We start from the raw sequence: 12,429 nt of genomic DNA on the forward strand, positions 1-12,429 counted from the left end.
CCCGATTACTAGGAGCGATACCAACCTGTAATTCAAAGTAAATTATTCACTCTTAAACATCAAAATGGATAGCCAATCATCTGAAATTTTAGAAAAAATTCGTCAGCAATTTGAAAAGGCTCCTTATCCCAGGACACCCTTAGAAAAATCTCCCAAGGGAGATGCTAAATTTCTCAACATCCATAACATAGTCAATCCTTACTATTTAAGGAATCAAAAAGTTATCGGCACCCAAGGGAAAGTTATTTTAGATGCGGGTTGTGGCAGCGGATACAAAGCTTTGGCATTAGCAGCAGCCAACCCAGGCGCAAAAATTATCGGGATCGATATATCAGAAGAATCTGTTAAATTAGCCCACCATCGCTTGCAATATCACGGATTTGAGAATGCCGAGTTCTATACTTTAACCATTGAAAACTTGCCCAGTTTAGGAATACAGTTTGACTACATCAACAATGACGAAGTATTGTACCTTCTGCCAGACCCAGTGGCCGGATTGCAGGCGATGAAATCCGCTCTCAAACCAGATGGAATTATCCGTACCAATCTCCATAGTGCATTGCAGCGATCTAATTACTACAGAGCGCAGAAATTTTTTCAAATCATGGGGTTTATGGATGATAATCCCCAGCAATTAGAAATCGAATTAGTTCGAGAAACCATGCACTCCTTAAAAGATAGCACTCATCTCAAAGTACAAGCTTGGCATCCAGAATTTGAACGAAACGATGAGCGACTTTTAGCCAACCTTCTACTTCAAGGCGATAAAGGATACACCATACCGGAAGTATTTTCAGCCTTGAGAGCAGCTGATTTAGAGTTCATCAGCATGGTGAACTGGCGATACTGGGACTTGATGGATTTATTTAAAGAGCCAGATAATCTACCTGCTTTCTTGGCAATGAGCTTGCCAGAACTTTCCGTGGAAGAACAGCTCCATCTGTTTGAACTATTGCATCCCGTCCACAGACTGATCGACTTTTGGTGCGGTCATCCCAACTCAGCCGACCCTGTTGTGCCAGTTAGCCAGTGGACGCTGGCAGATTGGCAAGCAGCTAAGGTTTCTTTGCATCCCCAGCTGAGAACGCCAAGATTTACAGAGGATATGCTTTTCAGCATCATCAACCAAAGACCCTTGGAAATCAGCCAGCATCTACACATAACTAAAGATCCCATTTTTTTAATCGACAGCGCGATCGCAACGTCCCTTCTCCCGCTCTTAGATGGCCCACAAATGATGATGTCGCTGGTAGAGCGCTGCAAACAACTCCGGCCCATACATCCTGTTACCCTGAACCCAGTAGATGAAGCAACAGCCTGGTCAACACTGATCGAACCACTCACCAGCCTGGAGGAAATAGGCTATATACTCCTAGAACGCAGTCCGGACAAGGGTTGAACCGCCAGTAAAAAAATTTTTTGAGACAGGTGATATGAAATTGAAGTGATGTGGGTAAGTTCTATATATAAGGCAGAAGACACCCACCTAGAGCTGAAGGAGAAACTTCTCATGAACACTACATTTAAAACCAAACTACTGCTTCACTTAAACCAAAAGAAACAAGAAAGTGGAGAACAAGGTTTTACTCTAATTGAACTGTTGGTAGTTATCATCATCATTGGTATTCTGGCTGCTATTGCTCTACCTTCCTTCCTCAACCAAGCTAACAAAGGTAAGCAAGCAGAAGGCAAGCAGTATATTTCTGCAATCAACAAGTCTCAGCAAGCTTGGTATACCGAAAACGGCAACTTTATCACAGGTACCACAGCTAACGATTGGTCTAGCTTAGGCGTTGGTATTAAGACACAAACTGCTAACTACACATATGCATTGGGTGGCGATACTAACGTAGCAACCGCGAAAGCGAAGCCTATATCCGCAGCTTTGAAAGGATATTCCGGCGGCGTAGGTCTAGTAGGTGCTCAAGGTGCTGACAGAACTTCCCAAGCGGTAATATGTGAAGTTACCACTGCTGGAACCGCAGATCCACCAGCAGTTACTGTTGCCGCAGGTGCGACCGAAGTTGCTTGCCCTTCCGGTACAGTAGCAATTAAGTAGGATAAGCATCCTAATTAGTTTAAAATAAATATAAAAGTGGGGAGTTAAATTTTACGCTACCCACTTTATTTTTTTGTTCATTTTTTTCAATTTCAGAATGCTTATGGCCTCCACTGACGCGGTAAATTGGCAGCAGCAAGCGCATCAATTCTTGCTGGCAGGGGACTATAGTCAGGCTGCAAATCTTTACGAACAAGCAATCGCATCTGAACCAAATAACCAATCTCACTATTGGCATTTGGGATTGATGTTGCTTTTGCAGGAAAAAGAAGCAGAAGCTCAAATGACTTGGTTCTCTGCAATGGCGGCAGCAGATACTGACCAAATTGACTTGTGGACAGAAGAATTGATCCAAGTTCTGCAAACAGAAGCAGAACGACGAGAAACTATCTCAGACTACTCAGTTGCTTGGATAATCCGGCAGCATATTCGGGAAATTAAGCCAACAGATATTAATAATTTGTTGCACTTAATTCAGCTTGGTATCCCATTGGAAAGTTTTACAGGTGATGAATTAAACTCTTTTGGCATATTAGAAATCCTCCAGTCTGGAGAAGCAGAAAATTTGGATTCCCAGTTATTAATGGAAGTATTACAGAGCGTTTTGGATACACAGCCTTTGCATCCATCATCTCTGGAATTGGCAGAAGCCTGCATACCATACATCGAAGAACCTTATAATTTTATAGATATCTTAATTTTAAATTCAGTTAAAATAGCATATTCCGCACATAAACCAGGGTTAGCAGCACGCCTTTTAGAACTGGCTTTACGTCTGGAGGCAATAAATCCAGAAGTTTTAATTCAGTTAACAAGCTTCTATCAAGATGCAGGAGAATATTCTCAAGGAATAAAAACAGCAAAATTATGCTATTCAATATTACCGGGATTGGCAGAAAAAGTTTTCGCCAACCATCTGATTATTAGAGGTTTGATGGTGGCAGCTGGTGAATATTGGTCTGGAGTTGGCGAACTGTTCGAGAGACACGAATTGCTTTTAAATTCGCTATTTGAAGGAGAGAATAACAACCTCGACCCAACTACGGTTGTCAGATTATTTTCTTCAACTTACTTTTTACCATACTTTCAGGATGAGATCGGAAAAAACAGAAAACTCCAAAATCAAGTAGCTCAAATTTGTCAAGCAAATATTCAAAAGTATGCTAGCGATCGCTCATCTAAATACAGTTCGAGGAGAAATAAGGAAAATAAACGTTTAAAGATTGGGTATTTATCTCATTGCTTGAGAAGACATTCGGTAGGATGGCTAGCCAGATGGCTATTTAAGTATCACGATCGCGATCGCTTTCAAATTCACACTTATTTAATTAATGCCCAAAAAAGAAACGATCCGTTGCAGGAATGGTATGTCAATCAGGTAGACAAAGCTTATAAATCTGGATTAGAAGCTGCCGAAATTACAGAACAAATTTATCGAGACGAAATAGATATTTTGATAGATCTCGATAGCATCACTTTAGATATTATCTGCGAAATTACATCTTTAAAACCAGCCCCCATACAAGTTACCTGGTTGGGATGGGATGCTTCGGGAATACCGAATGTAGACTACTTTATCGCCGATCCTTATGTTTTATCAGAATCAGCGCAAAATTACTACAGCGAAACTATTTGGCGGCTACCGCAAACTTATGTAGCTGTAGATGGTTTTGAAGTTGGCGTACCAACTTTACGGCGCAAACAGTTAAATATCGGCAATGATGCTGTGATATATTTCAGTTCGCAAATGGGATTCAAGCGAAATCCAGATATAGTTCGACTGCAAATGAAAATAATTAAGGAGGTTGAAAACAGCTACTTTTTAATCAAAGGAACAGCAGATGAAGAAGCGATCGAAAATTTCTTTATTCAAATCGCTGAATCAGAGGGAGTCAGTGAAGAACGCTTGCGATTTCTACCAGATGTTGCTTTTGAGGAAATTCACCGAGCTAATCTATGTATTGCTGATGTTGTATTAGATACCTATCCTTATAATGGAGCTACAACTACTTTAGAAACCCTTTGGATAGGTATCCCTTTAGTGACACGAGTGGGCGAACAATTTGCCAGCCGCAATAGTTATACAATGATGATGAATGTAGGAGTAACTGAAGGCATTGCTTGGACAGATGAAGAATATGTAGAGTGGGGTATACGTTTAGGTAAAGATGCCGCTTTGCGGCAACAAATCGCTTGGAAGCTGCGAACATCCAGACAAACTTCTCCATTATGGAATGGTCAACAATTTACCCGCGAAATGGAGAAAGCTTACGAACAAATGTGGCTGAGATATTTAAAATAATTCGGTGTGATGGAAAAACTAAGAATTTCGATCGTCAGCAATCTTTATCCTCCTCAAAGCATAGGAGGATATGAACGTGCGATCGCAGATTACGCTCGTCTGCTGCACAAACGCGGTCACGAAGTTTTAGTGCTGACAAGCAACACCGAAAAATATACGATCGACTATACCCCTACCCATGCAGAACCATTAGTTAAACGCTGCTTAATTTTGGGAGGTTGTTGGAGCGATCGCGGCGGTTTTTGGTTTCCACCAGAACAAGCGGAACCAATCAATTTAGAGAATCAAAAAATATTGATTCAAGAATTACAAGCTTTTCAACCCCAAGTCTGTTTGGCTGGTAACATCGACTTGTTAAGAATAGAACTTTTGCAGATCCTTTTAACAGCTGGAATACCTGTCATTCACTACATAATGAATGCTAGTCCTGGCTATCCTCTAGAAGTATATCCTTACAGTCCTCTATATAAATACATTACTTGCAGCAATTGGATACTGCAAAACCTTCAAGAACAAGGCTATCCAGTCGAAACAGCACAAACAATATATCCCGGTGCAGCAGTAGAGGAATTCTATCAACCACAATTACCGCCGCACGATCGATTACGCATTGCTTATGCCAGTTTGGTGATGTATTATAAAGGCGCTGACGTACTTATAGAAGCGCTTTGTTTGCTCCATACAGCTGGTATTCCTTTTACGGCTACAATTGCTGGCGGAACTTTAGAACCACATTTGGTTAAAGCGCTGCAAGAATTAATTGCATCAGAAGGATTTCAAGAACAAGTTTCTTTCCCTGGTGTTCTATCTCGACAACAACTAAAACAGTTGTACAAAACTCATAACGTCTTGGTATTTCCTTCTCGCTTTGACGAACCTTTTGGGATCAGTCAAATTGAAGCTATGGCGGCTGGTTTAACATTAGTAACTAGCGGTACTGGTGGTGCGAGAGAAATTGTAGAAGATGGGGAAGATGGATTAATTTTTCAGTCAGAAAATCCGCTGCATTTGGCTGATATTTTGTCATCTCTACCTAATTTTCCGACTGAATGGGAGACAATTACTCGGCGAGGACAACAAAAAGCGATGTCTCAATTCAGTCAAGTGAAAACGGTAGAACAACTCGAATCTGTTTTTTGGCAAATGTTATCCGATCGGTAATTAATCCGAAGCAAGTTAGTTATCTGCTGCCATTTGCTGTATACTCGCGATGATCTCCCTAACATTTTCCGCATCAGGAGATTTAAACTGCTGCAATATTTCTAGGGATTGCTGCAAGTAATCCAGCGCCGTAGCAAATTCTCCTTGCCCATCTGCCAACACCTGTCCCAGCATCGCTTCTGATGCCAATAGTTGTCCTAGCATGGATAATGTTGTGGCTTTACCGAGAACATCGCCGATGCGTTCTTTAAGTTCTAAGGACTTTTGAAAGAAAGCGATCGCTTTCTCCATCTCTCCTTGTTCGGCATAAGTACAAGCCATATCGTTGAAAACACCAGATCTAATTTTGGCGTCTCGACAATCCCGCCATGAAGTAGCTGATAAATCTACAAGGTTCATTTCGCTGCCACAGCCAGCAAAGTGCAAAAAAAAGCTATTAATAAAAGCTGTCGTTGCACATATTTTCTTCTGGATATGATTGGATAACAAACCTAAATCTATCCCGATTTTAGGTTGTGCTAGTAAACTATAATCTGCTGGTAAATCATCTAGTAAAAATGGGTAATGCAGTATGACGTAGGGATAAAAACACAAATTAAAACGGTGATCGATCCAGTGAACGCAGTCTGCTTTTAGCAATTCATAAGATAACGGTCGCATTTCGTAATGCCATTCCGAACGACCTTTTTCTTCATATCCAAAATATGCTGTTTCTAGTATTTTACGATGGTAATGAGGGGATAATACCATAACTCCCGTTTGCACGATTTTGTCAAAGTGGGAGGGAAGGCCATAATTAATATAGTAATCTTTGGCGGTATAATCTTTTGTGAATGGTATTCCCACCGATTCCCAGTAATTGTATTCTCTTTTTAACGTTTGAGCCAACAATTCTGGTGTAGGAGAAGACCAATAATCGACAGCTCCAACTTTTTCAAGAGGAACGCCTTCTAGAATACAGGGAGCGTTCGATGTATTAATCAAAATATCTGAGTCAATCCACACAATTCGCTCGTAGTGATGGGAAAATTCCTGGCTGAGGATGAGACATTTTTGCCATGCGGGAGATCTCGCCTGCGCCCTTTCTGAAGTATCCAGGGGCGTATCAATACAAATTAAATCATATCCATGCTTATCTGCATATTTTTGCCAGTTCTCTTGAGCAAAACTTTTCCAAAGCTGCAAATATTTTTCGCCGATCGCTAATGTGACAATGGCTTTAGATTGTTTCATTTTACCCACTTTTTTTGATTAGATTTTTATTACTATTAAACTCGTAGTGAAATTTTTCAAGTTTCTGAAAAAAATCGCATATTCGCAATTTTATCCAGATCGATTACCTGTATAGACTCTATTTTTATCTGTGGGGTCTGCTTTTTATTTTCATTTTCAAATCTAATCCGAGAGTGAATTTGGGGTAACAAAACTTCCCATTGCAATGAATCTAGTTTGCCAACAGGTGAAATTTCTAGTCCATCAGTCACATCTACATCTTCTTCCATTAGCAAATTCATCACCAGACTAGATAAAAATAAATTAACGTCTATTTCCGAATTTTCAGAAATACTGCTAATATCGATAAGTAAATTTATCCGATCGCGATCGGGATGAGTTCCCAAAATTCTCATTACTGCTGCCATTTCAGAATATAAAGATTCTTCAGGCTGCAACCAATCTGGGAAAATTATTAAATTAAATACTCTTAACTTTAACGGTAGGAGAGTAGCCTGGATTAAAGCAGGACGGACTTTACTCGCCATATTTGTCCACGAAAACTTTTTCGCTTGTGCAAAACCAGCCGTAATTAATATGTTACGAATAGCAGGCTTTTGAACATCGCAAAGAGCGTTTACCATTCCATCAACATCTGTATATTCTACATATATTGCGGCTTCTCCTGCTACTTCTGGGAGTGAGGCATTGGGGGAAGTAATCACAGGACATCCGCAAGCCAACGCTTCCAAAACAGGTAATCCAAACCCTTCATATACTGAGGGGAAAACTAAAGCTATAGCACCTGAATAAGCTGCTTTCAATTCTTCATCATTCAGGGTCAGCATGTATACTGTGCTACCTGAAGTATAAGCTCTAAACTCATCTTCAAACTCTAAATCGAAACCAGTGCAAACAATATCAAAAGCTTGCTTGCTATGTAGTTTGCCAAATGCCTGGAAAAATAAAGTACCATTTTTATATCCGCTGCGGGAACCAACTAAAATAAAGTAGGGTTTGGCAATTCCGTACTTTTTCTTAAAGTTATCAATTTCTGCTTGCGTGGCTGGCGATAAAATGCTACTAACACCGCAATGAGCTACGGTAACGCGATCGGGAGAAAGATCCGGAAAAAACTTCACTAAATCTCGCGCTGTATTTTCTGATATTGTGATATAAGTAGAAGCGTGGCGAATAGCAAAATGCTTTTCCCGCCACATCGGTTCGTTAAGATTTCCTTGTAAAACTTCTGGAATCATATCGTATCCCATAAATACAGAAGGTGTAGATATAGGTGTCGTATAATAAGTAGAAATAAATAGATCCCCATTTTCTTCATCGCATATTTGTTGCAACAATTCTCGATCTAGCGATGTCCTACTATAACTGTAAGGTTGAATAAGTCGATACTTAATCCCAGTAACCTTTGGCGCAGTTCCACCTCTATCAAGGACGAGAATATGTTCTGCAAATCCATCTTTTGACCATTCTTCAAGCAAAGATTGCCAAACTCGTCCAATCCCCGTTTTGTAGATCTGGAAAAATACCCCATCAATGATTATTTTTACTCCTATTTTATCCTGCTTCGATGGTTTAATATTTATGATGTTATTCTCATCATTCTCATAACCTAACGCTTGAAAATAATCTTTTTGAGTTAATGATTTTCTTGTTAATTGGGGTGGTTCGCAAAAAGCTAAATTTTCAAATAAAATGGAGGGGATCTTTTTATTCGTTAACAAGTGTATGGATGCACCATTGGAGTAAAACTGAAGCCCTAGCTTTTCTGCTACGATCGATAATGCTCGATCTGTATAAATTGAAATATGTTGCCCTTCTAGCAAGGAATAGTATAACCACTCTTGCGGTTTTGGATTGTTAGCTGGTAGTAATTCTGTACTGAATAAAATGTTTGTTGAATATTTGAGGAGTTGTTCAATTTCTTCGACGGGATTTACCAAATGTTCAAATAATTCAAAAGCTGTTAATAATTCATAAAAAGTATCATTTTTTTTTATTTCAAAACCTTGAGCAAAAATATTTTGACAAAATTTGTCTTCCCAGTAAAAATCAAACCCTAAATCTCTCATCAGCCTCACAAATAAGCCATAGCCACCACCGTAATCTAAAAATTTACCTTCCTGGTTAAACATAGTATTAATTATATTTGTGGATATGTTTGAAAGCATAATATTTCTAGATACCAAGCCCACATCACTCTTAGCAATAGGATTAGAGTATGCCTCTGACAACCAATATGGTTCTTCAGTTTGAACAAATCTGCAATTCGGACATTGCCAATAATCAACATCGTATTTATTTAATAGTTTTGCGTTGGCAAAAAAGACTGATTCAGATTGACAAATTTTGCATTTCATAGTTGCTTAAAATTTTTAACTCGCTTGGGAGTGGTTTTGTGAGCAAAACTGCCTAAAACTATTATCAGCGGAGAGGGTACAATTTCTAAAATACCCAATTTTTACAAATTATTGCTAATTCGTAACAAAACTATATTAGTATATATGTACTATATTAGTGATTGATATGCCCATATAGAGGGTTGAATTATGCCATATTATAAAGGTAGTGCGTAAAGTTAGTAAGCTGATATCCATGTTTTTACCATCTTGGCGAAAACTGAATTCATCGCTGGTTCTCTCCGGAGTTACCTTGTTGTGCTTGTTAGCGATCGCTCTTTTGCAAGTGCCCCATTTAAACCAACTCCTGTCTAAATCAAAAAATGCCTCAGAAGCAGAATTAAAAAAGGAGGTAGAGACAGAAAGAGTCCGCTTGAATTTGATTAAAAATCTTCCTTCTTTGGGTTTTAATAATTTAATTGCCGATTGGGTAATGCTTAACTTTTTACAGTACTTTGGTGACGATCCTGCACGCGATCGAACGGGATACGAACTGAGTTCGCAATACTTTGATATTATCATAGACCGAGATCCAAGGTTTTTCGACTCATATGTTTTTCTATCTACCAGCGTTACGCTGTACGCAGGCAAACCAGAAAAATCTGTGGCTTTAATGGAAAAAGGATTGAAGTCACTCTCTCCCCAATTGCCTGGAAAATATTATTATGTTTGGCGCTATAAAGGAATAGATGAATTACTCTTTTTAGGGAAACCAAAAGCAGCCAAACGCTCCTTTGAAATGGCGGCGCAGTGGGCTCGCCTTCGTTCCGATCCGGAAAGCCAAAATGTAGCCACCCTTTCTGAAAGAACGGCTAGTTTTTTGTCTAAAAACCCCAACAGCAAGTTAGCGCAAGCGGGTGCTTGGTCTATGGTATTGGGGAATGCTGTAGACGATCGCGTCCGCAAGCTTGCTATTAGCCGTATTGAAGCGCTAGGTGGTAAGGTAAATATCACCCCTGAAGGAAGAGTTGAAGTTACCCTGCCAAAAACAGATTAATCTCCCTTCTGATTAATTGTTCCAAATCGACTACTAACACAATAACTAATGACTAAAAACTAATGACTACCCCCGCACTTTCATTACCCATCCTATCCACCGCGCACAAAGCATAAGTTCCCGGTTCAACAGCAGCAACATTTGTCGCCGCCGAAAAAACTTTCAGCAGCGTCCACGTACTGCCATTTTGCTGATAAAGAGTCCAAGAACGAATATCTGCATTGTTGGTAGCGTTCCAATTTAGCTTACCATCTTTGACGATCGCTCCCGTTGGTACAGTCGGCGGTGCAGCATCTATCCACTGCATTATCGGTACTAATGCAGGTTGGGCATAAATTGATTTTTTGAGAGCATCAGCAATGCCCAAACGATTTTGTAATAAATCCTTCATACTATAAAAAACATTCCCCAAAGAAAGACGATCGCTCAAACTGCGACTAATCTCAACTTGTCTGGTAATTTCCGCAACCGTCCAGCTTTTTCCATCCAGCAATCCCAGCTTATTACCAGTATAAATATGTTTGCCCTTCGGGTTATTTTCAGTCCACCATTTTAGCAAAACTGGATAACTTTGTGCTGGCGGATCGATCCGCCAGTAAAGTTGTGGCGATAAATAATCAACCCAACCTTGTTCTAGCCATTTCTTCGAGTCTGAATAAAGTTCGTTATAAGCATCCAGTCCGCGAATTTGAGCAGGTTGTCCGGGACGATAAATTCCAAATGGGGCAATCCCAAACTTAACATAAGGCTTTTCGGCGTGGATTCCATCAGCCAGACGACGCACCATTTGATTAGTATTTTCGCGTCGCCAGTCACCTAAAGAAAGTTGCCCTCCGCTTTTTTGATAAGCAGCGTAAGAGTTGCCATCCGGGAAAGTTTGACCCGCAATCGGATAGGGATACCAATAGTCATCGATTTGAATGCCGTCTACATCATAGCGACGCACAACATCGAGAATTACGTTGTAAGTCCAGTCCCGCACAATTGCAATTCCTGGGTCTACCCAAAGTTCGTTGCCATATTTGCAAACAACTTCAGGATGAGTAACTGTAATGTGAGGGGCGACATTCGGTGATGGTGATGTGGATGTTCTGACCCGGTAGGGGTTGAACCAAGCATGAAGTTCAATATTGCGCTTATGGCTTTCTGTGATGACAAACTCCAGGGGGTCGTAAAATGGTTCTGGAGCTTTGCCTTGTATTCCTGTTAGCCAAGCACTCCAAGGTTCCAATTTAGAGTAATAAAAAGCATCCCCTTCTACGCGCACTTGTAAAATTAAAGCGTTGAAGTTTAGCGCTTGTATAAGATCGAGTATCGCGATCAGTTCGGCTTTCTGTTGGGCAACTGAAAGAGCCTGTTTTGAAGGCCAATCAATGTTCCAACCCGTTGTCACCCATACACCGCGAAATTCCCTTCTGTGGCTAACGCTGACTGTTTTTCGCAGTGTAACTATATATTTTGATGGAATGGGAGTTACCTGTTTCAGATAAACTAAAGCTTGATAAATAAAAGTCGCCACCTCGCCACGAGTAGCAAACTCAAGCGGTCTGAGCATTTGCAAAGTAGGATAGTTAACCACCATATCTGCGCTGGTAGCGATCGCTATCTTATCCCTGGCATAACTGGGAATAAAATTAGCATCTTGATAAATTTTTGGCAGTTCTGCATTGAGATTAACTGTAGTGGTAATTCCCAAACCGCTAACCAACGAAATGAGAGCTTGTACCCTAGTAATCTTATCTTCAGGACGGAAGCGCCCGTCGGGATAACCGGATAAAAACTCAGTTTCGTAAGCTTTTTTTATGGCAGCCGCAGCCCAGTAATTAGAACCGACATCCACAAAAGGTACATATTTTCGCTTCCCAGGTATTGGAAAAGCTTTTACTACAATTGCCGCAAACTCAGCGCGAGTCATAGCTTGATTGGGTCGAAAAGTTTTGTCGGGAAAACCGCTAACAATGCCGCGCTGTACTAAACCTTCAATAAATAAGCGTGCCCAATGATTTTGAATATCGGAGAAACCAGTCAGGGAAGTTACCATATACAACTAAATTTAGAGTCGGTGCATCTGCTCGATCGATCGCAGGATACGTAATGTATACCAACTCTAAATACAACTACCCGGATATTTGCCAATTAAAGATGAGAATTGGGCATAGGGCATTGACGATCGAAAATTATGAATTTTGAGCAACGAGTTTTTTATTCAAAATTTTAGGACTAACCATAATAGATAAATGTAGGGTCAATTGATGAATTGACCCTACATTTTATACTCTGC

Annotated in this window: 8 protein-coding genes; 5 read left to right on the forward strand and 3 right to left on the reverse strand. The window is 40.2% G+C overall.

What is annotated here, in order from left to right; all coding sequences use genetic code 11:
* Positions 1–64 precede the first annotated feature (64 nt).
* The 4 genes from H6G03_RS01990 (at position 65) to H6G03_RS02005 (ending at position 5,522) form a co-directional block, all read left to right on the forward strand.
* Positions 65–1,399: a class I SAM-dependent methyltransferase gene (locus H6G03_RS01990; RefSeq protein ID WP_190461541.1), complete on the forward strand. Its 1,335-nt coding sequence runs from the start codon at positions 65–67 to the stop codon at positions 1,397–1,399.
* A 111-nt stretch (positions 1,400–1,510) separates the two neighbouring features.
* Positions 1,511–2,059 (forward strand): type IV pilin-like G/H family protein, encoded by a 549-nt coding sequence (locus tag H6G03_RS37715; protein ID WP_190461543.1) that lies wholly within the window; start codon positions 1,511–1,513, stop codon positions 2,057–2,059.
* A gap of 97 nt (positions 2,060–2,156) precedes the next feature.
* Positions 2,157–4,361 (forward strand): O-linked N-acetylglucosamine transferase, SPINDLY family protein, encoded by a 2,205-nt coding sequence (locus tag H6G03_RS02000; protein ID WP_190461545.1) that lies wholly within the window; start codon positions 2,157–2,159, stop codon positions 4,359–4,361.
* 9 nt (positions 4,362–4,370) lie between these two features.
* On the forward strand, positions 4,371–5,522 hold the full coding sequence (locus H6G03_RS02005; RefSeq protein ID WP_190461547.1) for a glycosyltransferase family 4 protein: 1,152 nt from the start codon (positions 4,371–4,373) through the stop codon (positions 5,520–5,522).
* Positions 5,523–5,537: 15 nt separating this feature from the next.
* Here H6G03_RS02005 and H6G03_RS02010 read toward each other — a convergent pair whose 3' ends face one another.
* Together H6G03_RS02010 and H6G03_RS02015 are read right to left on the reverse strand one after the other, a co-directional pair.
* On the reverse strand, positions 5,538–6,755 hold the full coding sequence (locus H6G03_RS02010; protein ID WP_190461548.1) for a tetratricopeptide repeat protein: 1,218 nt from the start codon (positions 6,753–6,755) through the stop codon (positions 5,538–5,540).
* A gap of 56 nt (positions 6,756–6,811) precedes the next feature.
* Positions 6,812–9,112, reverse strand: a complete 2,301-nt coding sequence (locus tag H6G03_RS02015) for a glycosyltransferase (RefSeq protein ID WP_190461550.1) — start codon at positions 9,110–9,112, stop codon at positions 6,812–6,814.
* A gap of 235 nt (positions 9,113–9,347) precedes the next feature.
* Here H6G03_RS02015 and H6G03_RS02020 point away from each other — a divergent pair, with 235 nt between their 5' ends.
* Entirely contained in the window at positions 9,348–10,148 is an 801-nt protein-coding gene (locus tag H6G03_RS02020; protein WP_190461552.1) for a hypothetical protein, read from the forward strand.
* A gap of 52 nt (positions 10,149–10,200) precedes the next feature.
* On the opposite strand, the gene H6G03_RS02025 is transcribed toward H6G03_RS02020, so the two are convergent.
* Positions 10,201–12,189 carry a glycoside hydrolase family 10 protein gene (locus H6G03_RS02025; RefSeq protein WP_190461554.1) on the reverse strand — a complete coding sequence of 663 codons (1,989 nt, stop codon included), beginning with the start codon at positions 12,187–12,189 and terminating at the stop codon, positions 10,201–10,203.
* Positions 12,190–12,429 lie beyond the last annotated feature (240 nt).

This window comes from Aerosakkonema funiforme FACHB-1375 (assembly GCF_014696265.1).
Lineage (GTDB): Bacteria > Cyanobacteriota > Cyanobacteriia > Cyanobacteriales > Aerosakkonemataceae > Aerosakkonema > Aerosakkonema funiforme_A.

What these genes read in the sequence shown, in the direction of transcription:
- H6G03_RS01990 (WP_190461541.1), top strand. Translation starts at nt 65, where the DNA reads ATGGATAGCCAATCATCTGAAATTTTAGAAAAAATTCGTCAGCAATTT.
- H6G03_RS37715 (WP_190461543.1), top strand. Translation starts at nt 1,511, where the DNA reads ATGAACACTACATTTAAAACCAAACTACTGCTTCACTTAAACCAAAAG.
- H6G03_RS02000 (WP_190461545.1), top strand. Translation starts at nt 2,157, where the DNA reads ATGCTTATGGCCTCCACTGACGCGGTAAATTGGCAGCAGCAAGCGCAT.
- H6G03_RS02005 (WP_190461547.1), top strand. Translation starts at nt 4,371, where the DNA reads ATGGAAAAACTAAGAATTTCGATCGTCAGCAATCTTTATCCTCCTCAA.
- H6G03_RS02010 (WP_190461548.1), bottom strand. Translation starts at nt 6,755, where the DNA reads ATGAAACAATCTAAAGCCATTGTCACATTAGCGATCGGCGAAAAATAT.
- H6G03_RS02015 (WP_190461550.1), bottom strand. Translation starts at nt 9,112, where the DNA reads ATGAAATGCAAAATTTGTCAATCTGAATCAGTCTTTTTTGCCAACGCA.
- H6G03_RS02020 (WP_190461552.1), top strand. Translation starts at nt 9,348, where the DNA reads ATGTTTTTACCATCTTGGCGAAAACTGAATTCATCGCTGGTTCTCTCC.
- H6G03_RS02025 (WP_190461554.1), bottom strand. Translation starts at nt 12,189, where the DNA reads ATGGTAACTTCCCTGACTGGTTTCTCCGATATTCAAAATCATTGGGCA.